At 44.2% G+C, this 15,404-nt stretch carries 24 protein-coding genes; all 24 read left to right on the top strand.

What is annotated here, in order from left to right:
* The first annotated feature begins 35 nt into the window (after positions 1-35).
* The 24 genes from folE to ABW391_RS00800 all read left to right on the top strand — a co-directional run bounded on the left by folE (position 36) and on the right by ABW391_RS00800 (position 15,400).
* Positions 36-734, top strand: coding sequence for a GTP cyclohydrolase I (gene folE, locus ABW391_RS00915; RefSeq protein ID WP_353479928.1), 699 nt, complete (start codon positions 36-38; stop codon positions 732-734).
* Between the two features lie 112 nt (positions 735-846).
* The gene (locus tag ABW391_RS00910) at positions 847-1,293 is read left to right on the top strand and encodes an HIT family protein (RefSeq protein ID WP_353479927.1); all 447 of its coding nucleotides are present in this window, start codon (positions 847-849) and stop codon (positions 1,291-1,293) included.
* Between the two features lie 18 nt (positions 1,294-1,311).
* A complete protein-coding gene (locus ABW391_RS00905; protein ID WP_353479926.1) occupies positions 1,312-1,893 on the top strand; it encodes a hypothetical protein in 582 nt (193 codons plus the stop codon).
* On the top strand, positions 1,886-3,388 hold the full coding sequence (locus ABW391_RS00900) for a B12-binding domain-containing radical SAM protein (protein ID WP_353479925.1): 1,503 nt from the start codon (positions 1,886-1,888) through the stop codon (positions 3,386-3,388). The genes ABW391_RS00905 and ABW391_RS00900 overlap by 8 nt, the downstream gene beginning before the upstream one ends.
* Before the next feature lie 95 nt (positions 3,389-3,483).
* The gene (locus ABW391_RS00895; protein WP_353479924.1) at positions 3,484-3,966 is read left to right on the top strand and encodes a 6-carboxytetrahydropterin synthase; all 483 of its coding nucleotides are present in this window, start codon (positions 3,484-3,486) and stop codon (positions 3,964-3,966) included.
* Between the two features lie 65 nt (positions 3,967-4,031).
* Complete coding sequence (locus ABW391_RS00890; protein WP_353479923.1) at positions 4,032-5,957, top strand: B12-binding domain-containing radical SAM protein; 1,926 nt, start codon at positions 4,032-4,034, stop codon at positions 5,955-5,957.
* Positions 5,954-6,796 carry a glycosyltransferase family 2 protein gene (locus ABW391_RS00885; protein WP_353479922.1) on the top strand — a complete coding sequence of 281 codons (843 nt, stop codon included), beginning with the start codon at positions 5,954-5,956 and terminating at the stop codon, positions 6,794-6,796. The genes ABW391_RS00890 and ABW391_RS00885 overlap by 4 nt, the downstream gene beginning before the upstream one ends.
* Positions 6,786-7,565 (top strand): class I SAM-dependent methyltransferase, encoded by a 780-nt coding sequence (locus ABW391_RS00880; RefSeq protein ID WP_353479921.1) that lies wholly within the window; start codon positions 6,786-6,788, stop codon positions 7,563-7,565. The genes ABW391_RS00885 and ABW391_RS00880 overlap by 11 nt, the downstream gene beginning before the upstream one ends.
* The gene (locus ABW391_RS00875) at positions 7,562-8,410 is read left to right on the top strand and encodes a 7-carboxy-7-deazaguanine synthase QueE (RefSeq protein ID WP_353479920.1); all 849 of its coding nucleotides are present in this window, start codon (positions 7,562-7,564) and stop codon (positions 8,408-8,410) included. The genes ABW391_RS00880 and ABW391_RS00875 overlap by 4 nt, the downstream gene beginning before the upstream one ends.
* A gap of 4 nt (positions 8,411-8,414) precedes the next feature.
* Positions 8,415-8,888, top strand: a complete 474-nt coding sequence (locus ABW391_RS00870) for a DUF2452 domain-containing protein (RefSeq protein ID WP_353479919.1) — start codon at positions 8,415-8,417, stop codon at positions 8,886-8,888.
* A gap of 1 nt (position 8,889) precedes the next feature.
* Entirely contained in the window at positions 8,890-9,288 is a 399-nt protein-coding gene (locus tag ABW391_RS00865) for a hypothetical protein (RefSeq protein ID WP_353479918.1), read from the top strand.
* A 70-nt stretch (positions 9,289-9,358) separates the two neighbouring features.
* On the top strand, positions 9,359-10,090 hold the full coding sequence (locus ABW391_RS00860; protein WP_353479917.1) for a DUF6071 family protein: 732 nt from the start codon (positions 9,359-9,361) through the stop codon (positions 10,088-10,090).
* Positions 10,071-11,081: an XPG/Rad2 family endonuclease gene (locus tag ABW391_RS00855; RefSeq protein ID WP_353479916.1), complete on the top strand. Its 1,011-nt coding sequence runs from the start codon at positions 10,071-10,073 to the stop codon at positions 11,079-11,081. The genes ABW391_RS00860 and ABW391_RS00855 overlap by 20 nt, the downstream gene beginning before the upstream one ends.
* Positions 11,065-11,523 (top strand): hypothetical protein, encoded by a 459-nt coding sequence (locus ABW391_RS00850; protein WP_353479915.1) that lies wholly within the window; start codon positions 11,065-11,067, stop codon positions 11,521-11,523. Before ABW391_RS00855 ends, ABW391_RS00850 begins: the two co-directional genes overlap by 17 nt.
* On the top strand, positions 11,504-11,893 hold the full coding sequence (locus ABW391_RS00845) for a pyrophosphohydrolase domain-containing protein (RefSeq protein ID WP_353479914.1): 390 nt from the start codon (positions 11,504-11,506) through the stop codon (positions 11,891-11,893). Before ABW391_RS00850 ends, ABW391_RS00845 begins: the two co-directional genes overlap by 20 nt.
* Entirely contained in the window at positions 11,893-12,102 is a 210-nt protein-coding gene (locus ABW391_RS00840) for a hypothetical protein (RefSeq protein WP_353479913.1), read from the top strand. The genes ABW391_RS00845 and ABW391_RS00840 overlap by 1 nt, the downstream gene beginning before the upstream one ends.
* 328 nt (positions 12,103-12,430) lie before the next feature.
* Positions 12,431-12,796, top strand: a complete 366-nt coding sequence (locus ABW391_RS00835) for a hypothetical protein (protein WP_353479912.1) — start codon at positions 12,431-12,433, stop codon at positions 12,794-12,796.
* Between the two features lie 113 nt (positions 12,797-12,909).
* The gene (locus ABW391_RS00830) at positions 12,910-13,245 is read left to right on the top strand and encodes a GIY-YIG nuclease family protein (protein WP_353479911.1); all 336 of its coding nucleotides are present in this window, start codon (positions 12,910-12,912) and stop codon (positions 13,243-13,245) included.
* Between the two features lie 104 nt (positions 13,246-13,349).
* The gene (locus ABW391_RS00825) at positions 13,350-13,568 is read left to right on the top strand and encodes a hypothetical protein (RefSeq protein ID WP_353479910.1); all 219 of its coding nucleotides are present in this window, start codon (positions 13,350-13,352) and stop codon (positions 13,566-13,568) included.
* Positions 13,565-13,819: a hypothetical protein gene (locus ABW391_RS00820; protein ID WP_353479909.1), complete on the top strand. Its 255-nt coding sequence runs from the start codon at positions 13,565-13,567 to the stop codon at positions 13,817-13,819. Before ABW391_RS00825 ends, ABW391_RS00820 begins: the two co-directional genes overlap by 4 nt.
* Complete coding sequence (locus ABW391_RS00815; protein ID WP_353479908.1) at positions 13,816-14,079, top strand: hypothetical protein; 264 nt, start codon at positions 13,816-13,818, stop codon at positions 14,077-14,079. The genes ABW391_RS00820 and ABW391_RS00815 overlap by 4 nt, the downstream gene beginning before the upstream one ends.
* Before the next feature lie 95 nt (positions 14,080-14,174).
* Complete coding sequence (locus ABW391_RS00810; RefSeq protein ID WP_353479907.1) at positions 14,175-14,411, top strand: hypothetical protein; 237 nt, start codon at positions 14,175-14,177, stop codon at positions 14,409-14,411.
* 561 nt (positions 14,412-14,972) lie between these two features.
* Positions 14,973-15,185: a hypothetical protein gene (locus ABW391_RS00805; RefSeq protein ID WP_353479906.1), complete on the top strand. Its 213-nt coding sequence runs from the start codon at positions 14,973-14,975 to the stop codon at positions 15,183-15,185.
* The gene (locus ABW391_RS00800) at positions 15,182-15,400 is read left to right on the top strand and encodes a hypothetical protein (protein ID WP_353479905.1); all 219 of its coding nucleotides are present in this window, start codon (positions 15,182-15,184) and stop codon (positions 15,398-15,400) included. Before ABW391_RS00805 ends, ABW391_RS00800 begins: the two co-directional genes overlap by 4 nt.
* Positions 15,401-15,404: the final 4 nt, after the last annotated feature.

The following is a 15,404-nucleotide window of genomic DNA, read 5'->3' as shown; positions in this document are numbered from 1 at the left end:
AACGCAATCCACTGCGCTATCATCGGAGAATAAAAATGGACACAAGTAAAAATTTATCGCAAGTGATTCGCGATCGAATGAACAACGACGGCAAAAGATTCTGGGCCGGAGATAACATTAGTGATTATCTCAAAGAAGACGACAAAGAAATCTTGATCAAAGAAGCCACAGTGGCATTTGAACAAGTGTTAGACACCTTGCTGATTGATCGCAAAAACGATCCCAACAGCCAAGGCACAGCCCGACGCTTGGCCAAGATGTACTACAACGAAATTATGGCAGGTAGATATGAACCAGCACCAGATGCAACAGCATTTCCAAATGATTCGACGGACCGTTACGAAGGCATGTTGGTGGTGCGTAGCGAGTTGCGCTCTATGTGCAGTCACCATCATCAGCCCGTTAGCGGTGTCGCTTACATTGGCATCATCGCCGCACAAAAACTTATTGGTTTGTCTAAGTATACTCGCATTGCTCAGTGGTGCGCTAGGCGGGGTACTTTGCAGGAAGAACTCTGCAATGACATCGCTAGAGAAATAATGAAGGCCACCGACACCGACGATGTAGCAGTGTACATACAGGCCATTCATGGCTGCTGTGAGAATCGCGGCATCATGGCACATAGTAGTTTGACACAGACCACTGTGCTCAAAGGTGCATTCAAGGATGACGAAGGCACAAAGAAAGAGTTCTTTGACAATATCAAACTACAACAGGAGTTTGCACCGCGATGAAACAGTACATTTCCAACCAAGCTCGCACTGTGTTCTTGCCCTGGGAGCCGGGCATGATTGAATGGTTGCATGCCAACTATCCCTACAGTAGATATCACGTGGTGGAGGTGGCATGACTGATCTAGAACAAGGCATGACTGATCTAGAACAAGGCATGACTGATCTAGAACAAGCGCAGCAGGACAAAATTGCTCCATGGGATCTAGAAGTCCTTAACGTAACAGATTTCCATGTGGCTGTGTTTCGTGATCGATATCCTGTGACACAGGGTCATTTGTTGTTTGTGCCCAAATACAATACTGCCGCTGTGATCGGAGACTGTTTTGAATCAGCACTGCGTTATGGGCAGGAACTGGTAGAAAAAGATTATTGCCAAGGATTCAACATTGGAATAAACTCAGGCACTGTGGCCGGGCAGACAGTGATGTATCCGCATGTGCATTTGATACCTAGGCGCACCGACGACTGTGCAGATCCTGTGGGCGGTGTACGGGGTGTAATACATGGTCAAGCCAACTATCATTCTGGTGGTTATCAATTGCCAGCTAATGAAAATTAATACAAGTTTGTTGCTGTTATGAAAATAGATATATACTTTAAACCTACTTTTTACAACAAGTGGCCAGCGGTAAAAATTTATCATAATCAGTCATTGTTAGATGATTGTGAGATCAACTCTCCCACAACACATTTGACATACACCGTTACTCCAGAGCCAGAAAAACTCAATCACCTAACCTTAGAGTTATATAACAAAAGTTTTGGCGACAATGGTATATGGGATTTAGACGTGACTGGCGGTGGCCAGGGCGAACTAATGCTACAGCTGATAAATATCATGTTCGATGACGTTTCAATAGATCACTTGCTTTCTGAGTTGACATACAATGTCACCTGGACCAAAAATCAATTACAATACGAAACCGAAGAATTTAAATCAAAATACGGTAACTGCAAAACAAACGGAACTATGTCGTTTAACGGTGCATTTACATTTGAGTATAGTGTTCCTGTTTATGACTTTTTGATTGATGCAAAATACAAACAGGAACATGATACTAATCGATCTTATTTTAGCAACAACACAGAAACATTCCACTATGAATCAGGCCTAGAGATTGTTCAAGAAATAAAAAATATAATTAAACAGCATGAGTGATAAAATATTAGTAGTATCTATTCCCCGGTTAGAACCTCATCGGCCACCTATTAGTGCTGCTATTGTGGCTACGGTATGTGAAAATCACGGGCATCAGGTGGAAGCTGTTGATCTAAATATAAAATTTTATCATTATTGCAAAGATCAAGAAATAAACTACTACAGTTTTGATTCTGTATGGGACAAGTATAGACTTCCCACTCAACAAGAATTAGATTTTGTTGATAATTTTATTATCAAGTTTCAAACAGATTACAATCTATCTTCCTACAAATACATCATGCTTAGTGTATTTGGTATGAGCAATCATTTCTTTGCTGACCGCTTGCTTGCAAAAATTGGCCCAAACAGACCTTTTAAAATCCTAGTAGGCGGTAGTGGTGCGTTTACTTCAATCAAGGGCAATACCCTAGAATCGTTTGTGGGTTATTTTAAACGAGTTAATCTAATAGACGATTATATCAAAGGCGAATGCGAAGAAACATTACCCTTGTATCTTGACGGACTCAACGGCAAAGGTATTAACAATCTTGACCCTGCACAAATTGAAAATTTAGATACCTTGCCTCTATTAGATTACAAGCACTTTGACTTAGATGCATATGATTATATTGAAAAAGTTAGAGATATCTACATCGAAGGTAGCAGAGGATGTGTTCGTAAATGCACCTACTGTGACGTTGCTTCATTCTGGCCCAAATACAGATTTCGCAGCGGCGAACACATTGCTAGAGAAATTATACACAATTACGAATACCACGGAGTACAAAAGTTTTATTTCACCGATAGTCTAGTCAATGGCAGCTTAAAATCGTTCTCTAATATGTGCGAAATATTGACTAACTATCAATTTGCAGATCAAATCAAATGGGGCGGCCAATTTATTTTTAGAAATAAAAAAACCGTTAGTCCTGAACATTTTGAAATGATTTCCAAAGCCGGTGGTGGAACATTTTATGTTGGGATTGAAACTGGCAGTGATCGCATAAGGCAGGAGATGGGAAAAAACTTTACCAATGATGACATTGAATATCAATTAGAACAGTTTCAAAAAAACAAACTACACTGCACATTTTTAATGTTTCCGGGGTACGTTACAGAAACATTACAAGATCATCAAGAAACATTGGCCATGCTACCACGATGGAAAAAGTACGTTGCCTCAGGCACTATCAATGGACTAGAACTTGGGCAACCTTTGTTGATTCTAGAAGAGACCCCATTGAGCCGTATGATAGATACCTACAAGATTAAGTTTGTTGATAGTCAAGAAATTGCAATCAATGGGTTATGGCGGTCTGAGATCAACCCAGATTTAGATTTTGTTGAGCGAGTTAAGCGGCAATTGGAAATATACGAGCATGCTGCTGAACACAAGTGGCCAATTTGGAGATTTACTAGTCGGGTAATAGCTCTTAAAAATTTATTGGAAAGTTTCTACAGTATACAAGATGTGTCTCCAGGATACAAAACTATCATGATGAAAACACTATAATGTCATACTAAATATTATCCAACAGCGGCCTTTCTGGCATCATTCCCGCTATACAAACTCTGCTGCCTATGCTATAATACACATAGGAGAACATAATGGCAAAGAAATATTTTTCAACAAAAACATACAAGCAAATTGGACCTGTTGCTTATCGTCAGTGGCGTGCGCAAAGTCACTGCAATCTAATTCATGGTTATGCCATGAGCTTTCACTTTGAATTCGAGTGTGATACACTTGATGCTAGAAACTGGTGCACAGACTTTGGCGGACTAAAGCCACTCAAGGCTGTGTTAGAAGATTGGTTTGACCATACCTTGCTGGTGGCACAAGATGATCCCATGCGTGAACACCTGCTGGAACTGGGCAGACTCAAGTTGGCCAAGATCACAGAAGTTGAAAAAACCGGATGCGAAGGCATTGCTGACTTCTTGTATGAGTATGTGAACACAATCTTTTTGCCCAACTGCGGATCGGAAGAAGCAGCCCGTGTTTGGTGCTGCAAGGTAGAAGTTCGCGAAACCGATTCAAACATGGCTGGTCGACAGGGACATCGTGAGGACAACGAGTTCCAGGACTAATGAATATTAGAATATGGTTGGATCAACAATCAAGTTGATGTCATAGCACGAAGAGTAAATACCACATGACAAAAAAGAAAATCAGCTTCGTTCAACCCAACTTCCAGCAAGGTCCCAAAGAGTTCAATGCCTACTACCTGCCTTATTCAGCCGGTGTAATCTTGAGTTATGCTCTGGCCAGCAAAAAAGTCAGTGCAGCCTGGGAGTTAGATCACCTGGTCTGGCGCAGAGAACCAATTGAGCTCTTGGCCCTAAAACTCAGCACCAGTGATGTAGTTGCTTTTTCAACTTATGTTTGGAATCACCAATATAACTATCGGTTGGCACAGAGAGTCAAGGCCCTCAACCCCACATGTTTGATTGTGTTTGGCGGTCCCGAGCCTGCTATTGAACATGCTGACTTGTTTGAAAAAGAACCTTTTATGGATCTGGTAATCAAGATGGAAGGCGAGATGACTTTCCGACACATCCTAGAAGACCACGGTTCTGATTACACACATATTCCCGGGCTCTTGATCAACTCTCCCACTGGCTTGATCAACACTGGAGATCCAAAACGTATCAATGATCTAGACGAGGTCCCTAGTCCATATCTAACCGGTGTGTTTGATCGTATGATGGCTGACAATCCTGATGTTATCTGGAATGCCACACTGGAAACAAATCGCGGCTGTCCATATCAATGCACATTCTGCGACTGGGGCAGTCTTACCTACAACAAGGTCAAGAAGTTTGAACTCGAACGTGTGTTTGACGAACTGGACTGGATTGGCGAACACTGTGGATTTGTCACAATCACTGATGCCAACTTTGGTATGTTTGTAGAACGTGACAACATGATCGTGGACAAACTGATTGAAGTTCAAAAACGTTGGGGCAAACTGGAAAGTTTTTCCATGACCTGGGCCAAGAATCAAAAGAACGAAGTAGTGGACATTGTGAAAAAACTGATTAACGAGAGTCCCAACTTTGGACAAGGTCTCACAGTCAGTGTACAGAGCATGGACAATGACGTGCTGGAAAATATCAAGCGCAGAAATCTTGATCAACACAAGATTGATGAGATCTTTGCGTTATGCGACAAGAACAATATTCCTGTGTACACAGAACTGATACTGGGCTTGCCTGGCGAGACTGTGGAATCCTGGAAGGAAGCTTTCTGGAAGATCTTCCGAGCAGGCAATCACGGTGGTATCAACATCCTACAATGCCAGCTGTTGGAAAATGCAGAGATGAACCTGTTGCAGAAGAAACTGTACAAGTTGGAATCAGTACCGGTGTATGACTACATGAGTGGCAGCTATGGTGATGTTGATCTCAATGAAAGTATTGAAGTGATAGTAAGCACCAAGACCATACCACGAGAAACCATGTTGGATACTCTAGTATGGTCCAGTTTCATACAGACCTTTCACATCAACGGACTGTCAACCTACATTGCCAGATATTTGGCCAAGCATCAAGATATTGATTACTCAAAGTTCTATGAAGACCTGTATGCCTGGGTACAAAAAGATCCTTGGTTCCAGTTGCAATTTGTTGAGACCCGCAGTTACTTTGGAAACTGGACGGCCAAGGGTCGCATAGATCATCCCACAATTGGCAACATTGAAGTTTTTGGCTGGAACCTCATATACCGAACCACCCTGTACATGGTCAAAGACAAAATGATCAACCATGTGTTTGATTTGCTTGACAAATTCCTAGACAACCACTATAATATAGATTCACAAGTGAAACGCCAATTGTTGCAGTTTCAAAGAAATTATGTGATTGACTACAGAGATCTAAAATCTCTGCCAATCACACAGGAATTTGACTATGACTTCTTGGGATATATCTTGGACAATACTGAATTGAAAAATAGCACTGTTTATCAATTTGCCACCACAGAATCACCAAGCATGAGCGAAGATCGATTTTTAGAGAACATGTACTTTGGTCGAAAACGCAACTTTGGAAAAACCACTATCACATACGCAACAACATGAGTTTACTTGAACAAAACCCCAACATAGATATCAGCGTACTGTTGCCGGTTCGCGAACGGCCGGGCCCCATGGAAGATTGTCTGCGCACTCTAATTGACACAGCATCAGCGCCAGAGCGAATTGAAGTATTGATTGCGTTTGACGATGATGACACAGATACCATTGAGTATTTTGTTGATGTGATTGCTCCGTATCTGGACAGCAAAAAAGTCACATACACTGCCATGCAATTCAAACGGCTGGGCTACATCAGACTCAATGAATATCTCAACAAGCTGGCTGAAAATAGTCAAGGCGCATGGATGTTCTTCTGGAATGACGATGCAGTAATGACCACTACAGGATGGGATGACGTTATTCGTTCTCACAATGATCAGTTTGCATTGCTTAGAGCTGAAACCAATCACGAGCATCCATATGCTATATTTCCTATCCTGCCACGCAAGTGGGTAGAAATTACCGGGCACTTGTCGCCTCATCAGATCAATGATGCATGGACCAGTCAAATTGGATGGATGTTGGACATTGTGGTCACTATACCTGTGATGGTGGAACATCAACGTTATGATCTAACTGGCATGAATGGCGATGATGTTTTCAAAAATCGTCCCATGCTGGAAGGCAATCCCAACAATCCCAGAGACTTCAATCATGTTACCTGGCGTAAACGTCGCATGCAAGAAGCCATGATGATTGGCAACTATCTGGCACCACTTGGCTACGACCTGACCCACTTCAAGTTGGGAATAGAGAACAAAGTAGATATATGGGAAAAAATGGCAGCCCTGGACAAAAAAGGCCTATTGAAACAATGGAAGATACACGAACTTGACCACTGAACTAATAGACAAAATCAAGCAGTACTGGAATGCACAGCCCTGCAACATCAAGCACAGTTTGAGTACACCCGGTACAGAGCAGTACTGGAATGAAGTTACTGAGCGTAGATTTTTTGTAGAACCACATCTGCGTGACTTTGCTGGTTTTCACTCGTGGCGCGGCAAACGTGTGCTGGAAATAGGATCTGGTATTGGATCTGATGCAGTGGAATTTGCACGGCACGGCGCCGACTATGTGGGCATTGATCTTTCTGCAGAATCTGTGGCCATGAGTCGTCAACGATTTGAACTATTTGATCTGGCCGGAGAGTTTCATGTGATGAATGGTGCAGATAGTGCAGCCGTGGCCAGTCTAGGACAGTTTGATCTGGTGTACTCATGTGGTGTATTGCATCACTATCCGGACATGACTGCGTGTCTGGACAACATTCATAATGCATTGAGACCCATGGGTGAATTCCGTATGCTGGTGTATGCAAAGAATTCCTGGAAGTATACCATGATCCAAAAAGGTCTGGATCAATTTGAAGCACAATCCGATTGCCCATATGCCAAGGCCTACAGCCGAGAAGAAATTTACGATCTGCTACAAGGACAATTTGAGGTCCTAAGGATTAGACAAGATCATTGTTTCATGTATAATGTACCCAAGTACCGCGCAGGCGAGTACGAATTAGAACCCTGGTTTGCTGCCATGCCCGAAGAAATGCGAGCAGCAGTCAAAGAATACCTGGGATGGCATTTGTTGATTAAAGCACGGAAAATATGAGCAAACTAAAAATAGCAGAGCTGTTCTACAGCATACAAGGTGAAGGACGCTACATGGGTGTGCCCAGCGTGTTCTTGAGAACATTTGGATGCAACTTTAAATGTGCGGGCTTTGGAATGCCGACGGGCAAATCCAGCCAAGAGGTTGAAGCAATTGCTGCACGTATCGCAGAATTTAAAGATTACACTGAGCTTCCACTTGTCAGCACAGGCTGTGACAGCTACGCCAGCTGGGATCCACGATTCAAAGATCTAAGTCCAATGCTTGAAAGCAATGCTATTGTAAATCGCATTATGGAAATACTTCCGCAAAAGCGTTGGGAAGATGAACACTTAGTTATCACAGGCGGTGAGCCGTTACTAGGATGGCAACGTGCTTATCCTGACCTGCTGTCACATGCTAGTATGAATAGACTCAAAGAAATCACATTTGAGACCAATGGCACTCAAAAACTTGATTCTAAATTTAAAGAATATTTGACAGACTGGACCTTTGGCAGCGACAAAAGAGAAATTACGTTCTCAGTAAGTGCCAAACTCAGTTGCTCTGGTGAATCGAGACATGAAGCTATTCGGCCAGAGATTGTGTGTGAGTACCAAGATGTTGGCAACACCTATCTCAAACTGGTAATTGCCACAGAGCAAGATGCTGAGGAAGCATTGGAAACCGTTGACATCTATCGTGCAGCTGGATTTACAGGACATGTTTATCTGATGCCCATTGGTGGTGTGGAAAGTGTGTATGCTTTGAACAACCGGGCTGTGGCAAACTTTGCCATGAAGAATGGATTGCGTTATAGTGATCGACTGCAGGTACCCTTGTTCAAGAACGAATGGGGCACTTGAGAGAGTGACTGACAAACCAAATATACTTAAAGGTCGCGAAAGCTACGATAGTATCAGTACCGGAGCAATCATTCCATTCCTTAACAGGAATGTTACTCCGTATGCTACCGAAGCCGGTGGTCCCAAATTTGATCTGGTTCCGGTTACTGAACAAAAAGATCTAATGATCAATCATGCCAGGATGTATGCCCAGCAAGAGTACGATCGTATAATGACCTTGGTTCGTGTGCTGGAAGAACAGGCACAGCAGATCAAACGCAGACTGGAAATAACAGATGCAGTACATGGTGCAGAGTTTCAGTTTAAATTGGTCATGGGCAAGAGTTACTGGTTGGTGTGGGAAAAGAGATTAGAAAAAATGTTGTTGGTACCTAATGGACCAACAAACTGGAGTACTGGAGCTCCAGAAGATTACGAGTATGTGGCACAGGTAAAATACATGGGCGATCATACTTGGATGGAAATAAAAGAGGATTGATATGGGACTGTTTGATAAATTTTCCAAGCAAAAAAAGGCAGCTGAGGCACCGGTGGCACCCTCCCCACCCAAACCCAAGGCACCGGTCAAGAGTGCTAAACAACTGGCAACCGATGCCAATGAACCATATGTGAACATCTTGAGCCTGGACGTGGATCTTGACAATCTGCATCAGGGTGCGTTTGAACTAGACTGGAACGAAATCTTTGTGGCACGACTGGTCAAAGCCGGCTACATGATCAAGAAGGACGACACTGATGCTGAGATAGTAGATCGTTGGTTCCAGAATGTGTGCCGCCATGTTGTGATGGAAACCTGGGAACAGGAAGAAGCCATAAACAAATCAGGCGTGTGGGTACGCAGTACCAGTATTGGTGACGGTCGCTCTGAAGTATCGTGATCATTTGTGTTTACATCTATCGTTATGCCATCGTTGTAAATTCCCATTTGTAGTTTTGATTCCACAATAAATGACAATCCTTTATGTTAACGGTGACAGCCATGCTGCTGCCGCTGAAGCAGCCGTACCACACGCCTGGGCACAGGATGACGGCATGTACTGGGGTCTAGGACAGCAACCACATCCCGACAATGAACGTGCGAGCTTTGGATGCGAATTGGCCAACTGGCTACGGGCAATACTGTATCTTGATGCACAAGCAGGTGGATCCAATTCACGCATCATGAGAACCACTCGAGACTGGGTCAAACAAAACAAACAAGACGTATCAGACCTGTTTGTGCTGATTCAATGGAGCACCTGGGAACGGCAAGAATGGTGGCATGATCGCACCTGGTGGCAGGTCAATGCCAGCGGCATAGATCAAGTGCCTGCAGAATTACAAGATCGATATCGACAATTTGTGACTGACATAGACTGGATCAAGTGCAGTGAACAAGCACATCGAGACATTTGGCAATTTCATTGCGAACTTGAACAACAAGGTGTACGGCATTTGATGTTCAACGGTAACAGTCATTTTGGCAATATCACACAGCAGCAGGACTGGAAAGCCACTTACATGAGCCCGTACAGTGCTGATCAAACCTATGACTCAGTACTCAGACGCCAAGGATTCTGCACAGTAAATGCAGATAGTTGGCATTTTGGACAAGATGCCCATTGCTTTTGGGCGGAACATGTGTTACAATACATTAAAGATAACCAACTACTGGGCCCTGATGAAATACCTTCTTATTGACACAAGCAACATGTTCTTTCGAGCACGGCATCAAGCACATCGTGCTGCGGACTCCTGGACCAAGTTGGGATTTGCACTGTATCTAACTCTAATGAGTGCAAACAAGGTTGTGCGGCGTTTTCAAGCAGACCATGTGATTTTCTGTCTTGAAGGGCGCAGCTGGCGCAAGGATTACTACAAACCCTACAAGGCCAATCGTGCAGTGGCTCGTGCTGCCATGAATGATGAGCAGGCCGAAGAGGACAAGCTGTTTTGGGAAACCTATGATGAGCTGACTAAATATCTCAGCAACAAGACCAATTGCAGTGTGATACGTGAGCCACAGGCCGAAGCGGACGATATCATTGCACGATGGATAGCTCTACACCCCCAAGATGAACACATAGTGGTCAGTTCAGACACAGACTTTGTGCAGCTGATTGCCCCCAATGTCAAACAGTACAATGGTATCACTGATGAGCTGATCACGCTAGACGGAATCTTTGATGTCAAGGGTCAACTGATCAAGGACAAAAAGACCAAGCTGCCCAAGACTGTGCCTGATCCTGCTTGGTTGTTGTTTGAAAAGTGCATGCGTGGTGATACCAGTGACAATGTGTTTTCAGCGTACCCTGGTGTGCGAACCAGGGGCACCAAGAACAAAGTCGGACTAGAAGAAGCGTTTGGCGACATGGGCAAGAAAGGCTATGCCTGGAACAATCTCATGTTGCAACGTTGGTCCGACCACAATGGTGCTGAACACAGAGTACTAGATGATTACGAACGCAATCGTGCCTTGATTGATCTTACAGCACAGCCACAAGAGATCCGGGACTTGGTGGATGCTGCCATACGTGCTCAAGTTAGTCACAAGGATGTGGGCCAAGTAGGCAGTCACTTTTTGAGATTCTGTGGCAAGTATGAATTGGTCAAGTGCAGCGACTCAGCAGACAGCTTTGGACGCTGGTTGAATGAAACCTATAAAGGAGTACTGAATGAACATAGTAGCTAAACCCATAGTCAAAGATCAGTTCTGGATTTTGAAACAAGACGATCGCAAGGTCGGCAACATTGAAGCCACTGATGATGGCTTTGCAGTCAAGATCAACAACAAGGTCACGCCATTCAAGACCATGGCCATGATCCGTAAACAAGGCGATATTGAATTTGCTGCTGTAGGCAATCGCCCGTCAAAGGAACCTGCCAGTTATCAAGTGCAAGGCTATCCATCTGGTTCACGAGTGTACAATCCCATCTGGGATGTGCAGCACAAGTTGCCCCTGTACACCAAGAATAAAAAATCCAGGTCCTGGTATGCTGCTGGCTGGTATCAAGTCAAACAACGCAGAACCTGGACCATTGAACAGAGTCCCAAACTTATTACCTTGCAACGCTATCAATACCAAGGTCCATTTTACACCAAAGAAGAAGCCAATGTCAAACCTCTTCCGTGATCAGGAAAAATTCATGAAGGCCTGCGACCAAACGGTTGCACAACACAACATGGCACAGTTCATGTTGTATAGAAATTTGATTGATGAAGAATGCAAAGAACTGGCGCAGGCATGCGACACAGATGATGCAGTAGAAACACTGGACGCCTTGATTGATATCTTGGTTGTGACCATTGGTGCCATTCACTCCATAGGTGCCGATGGTGAAGGTGCCTGGAAAGAAGTCATGGCCACAAACTTTGCCAAGATTGGTGAAGATGGCAAGGTGCGCAAGCGTGAAGATGGCAAGGTACTCAAGCCACAAGGCTGGCAACCACCCGACCTCAAATCGTTCCTGCAGCGAAAAGGCGCATTCAACAAGTTCTCCTGATGAGCATACACATAAATCGATTTGTTGATTCAGTAAAGGCACACGAATCTCGCGGGCAAAAGGACTTTGTCATGAGCCTGCGAGATGCCAAAGACCTGCACAGTGACATAACCAAAATGCTACTGGCAGTCACTGAACTGCAACGCCGACTGCTGGACACAAACAATTCACAGATCGTCAACGTGGAACTCTCGGGCAAAGACTTTTAAACTACATACATTTCTGATAAATAAATGTAGGAGTATTACTGCATGAGTCGCCCAAAGCCAAAGGTGTTGATAGAAAACACCAACAAACAAACTTACAAATCTGAGCAAGTGTTGGCCAGCGAAGGGATATGGGCGGTGTTTTTTGACAATCTACCCATCAACCTAAAGACTTCTAATCTGCTGACTCAGTATCCTGGACCCAAGTACAAAAAAGTTTCGTTTTCGAACCCGGGACACGCAATCAATCTTGCACGAAAATTGAATGTGCAATTTCGCACTGACAAGTTTTCAGTAGTGCTACTAAAGCAAGGGGAAAAGATATACCCCGATGCTCGATAAAGCCCAACTCACCCAACAAATCTTACAGGGCTTGCCGGTAGACGATTGTCCTGTGTTTGGCGAAGCATTTGCCGCTTGGTGGATGGATTCTCGCGACAGGGGCGGCATGCGCCTGACCACAGCAGGTTATCAGGCCATTGCCACAATTGATATTGCGGCGTATGTGTTTGATATTCCAGTGAACATGGTAGTGCTGCCGCGACATCTGCTGCTGATGGATCGAAAGCTAGATTGCCCTTATTATCTCAAGACAGGAAAGAAACCGCAGATCACCTTGTTTGGCAGTGAGCAGGCCTTGATGCTGACCATGTACGGAGATTTTGACCGGTTCATGCGGTATCTGGAACGCACCTAGCGGTTGACCATTATTCGCAGATGCTGTACACTATGAGTTGCAGCAGAAATTGTTGCTAAACTGCCACAATTTGCCCGGTTGACCAATATTTGCCGAAATGCTATAATACACGCATGGAAGCAAAAAACACACCCCGTAAAAAGCGAACAGATCGTACACATGTGATCTACATGCTGCAATCTGGTGCTGATTTCTACATTGGCGTCACTGCCAAGACTGCCAGCACAGTGAATCGAAGTGTGCAGACTCGCTTCAACAAGCACGTTTATCGCAGCAGAACTGAAGACAAGAGCTGGGCACTGTATGAGTGCATGCGTGAACGCGGTGCAGACAGTTTCACAGTGGTGATCGTGGACGTGGTGCGTGGCAAAAGTGCTGCGCATACACTAGAGCGTGAACTCATACGTGAACATAGACCCAACTTGAACAGCGATGTTCGTGGGTGCTAAATCGGTTGACCCTTATTCACCCTAATGCTATAATACACACATAGCAGCAACAAGGAGCCAGAAATGAATGAACGTAACTATTGTGAAGTAACTGGAGTTGAAGAATGAAAGAAAAATTCAATATGGATGAAAAATTCAAACCTTTTGTGGCAGGATTTGATCTTGCTGGTCAGCGTCTACCCAACGGTAAACTACAATGCTATGGCAACCGTGATTCTGTGATCGATGACTGGCCCCAGGAAGTAAGATTGTTTGACAATACCTACACTCTGGAAGATGTTGTGAAAGGTGTAAATGGATATGAATCCGGAGTATATGTATGAGCCAACAAATTCAACAACTTTTAGAACAGTGCCAAATTGAAACTTACGGTGTAAATGGTGAGTTGTTAGAGATTGGGTTTGACGCAAAAAAGTTCGCCCAGTTGATTGTTAAAGAAATGTGCGGATTAATGGAACAAGCTGAAGACGATGCGTATCATTGTTTCGAACCTGCTGACAGACCCACTGAATATATTGCATGGTTAGCTGAGTGGCAAGAAAGATTTACGAAACATTTTGGAGTTGAAGAATGAAACAAGAACTTATCTGGGAACTTATGAAACAGGCTGGGGAACTGGCTTATGAGGAACATAAGGCAAAATGTCTCGAAGAGGGTCTTGATCCAGAGCGCACCGTCTGGTCTGTAACAGGCGCAACTTACGAAAAGTTCGCCGAGTTGATTGTTAAAGAATGTATCGAACAATGTACTGCCAATGATAGCAATGACGAATGGGACAAAGGTGTTCGTTGGGCGGCAAAACAGATTAGAAAACATTTTGGAGTTGAACAATGAAAAAAGCCCTTGCGTTATTGATGTGTGGTTTACTGTGTGTGGGCGCACCGGCCCAGACCTGGGATTTTAACAATTCCGGCAGTAGAATATTTGACATGAGCAAGAACCAAACAGAAAAGACCGTTGTGACTGTGCGATACGTTCCTGCAGCCAAATTGCTGGAGGCATGCAATGCACAAAGTCGTGAGTTTGGATTCAACGGTTTTCCGGGTGGTGCCCTAGCCTGCTCCTGGAATTGGCCTGATCGCTGCTACATAATCCTGCCGGAAAAGGTAGACATGCGAACAGTGGGTCATGAGTTCTTGCATTGTTTGCAAGGCCAGTGGCATTGATAATCATGTGGGTGCTGTTGGTCATAACCATCATGGCACAAGGGGAACAGCCTGCCCAATTTAGCAGTGCCATCTACGCTGGTCAGGCCACTTGTGAACGGGCCAAAATCCAAGCCGAGCGTAGACCCGCTACTGTGGGCTATTGTTCATTCGAAGCAAACAGAAAATCCTAGGTTGACCTTTATTGCTCAAAATGCTATAATACATACATAGCAGCAAGGAGCAACACATGATGGTTATGGTAGCAAAAACAACAGACGGACGATTTGTAGAAGTCGTGCGGGTTGCTGAAACTGTGGCCTTCAGTTCTGAGCCTGGCTGGGTGATGATATGCATGGACTGGCAACAATCTGAACGCAGAAAGAGCCAGTTCCAGTGGGTACCTGCCAGCACAAGATTTGAATGGGTACGGGAATTTGTAGGAGGATAACATGGCTAATAAAAAGCAAGGGAATTTGACAGCCCTCCCCAATGGTGGAAACACTTGAAAGATTGGAAACGGGTATTTTGGAAAACAGAACGTCAGGCACAAAAGCGTGACACAAAGAATAGAGGTATAGAATGAACCAACGAATTCAACAACTTGCCGAACAGTGTAGATTTGAAATACAAGGCATCAACTGTGAAGTGTTGGGCCAAGGTTTTGATGAAGAAAAGTTTGCCGCCCTGGTAGCAGCAGCCGAGCGAGAGAAGGTAGAGGATTTGCTAAAGGAATATGACTTGGTTAACTCGGCATTTGCCAAAGATTTTCGAGCAAGAGGAGAAACAAAATGAACCAACGAATTGATCAACTGTGGGCACAGGCCCTGGATGCAGCAGTGCCTGAAACATACACCCGGCTGAGTCACAGCCAAGTGCTCAAAATCAAACAGGTGTTTGCCGAATTGATTGTTCAGGAATGTGCTGATATCGCCGCAAAGAATCAAGCAGAAAATATGAATTGGGATATTGCTGAGATTATCAAGGAACATTTTGGAGTTGAAGAATGAACCA

The sequence above is a fragment of the Haliscomenobacter sp. genome (genome assembly GCF_040403615.1).
Classification (GTDB): Bacteria; Bacteroidota; Bacteroidia; order Chitinophagales; family Saprospiraceae; genus Haliscomenobacter.
This window is presented reverse-complemented; position numbering and strand designations above follow the sequence as displayed.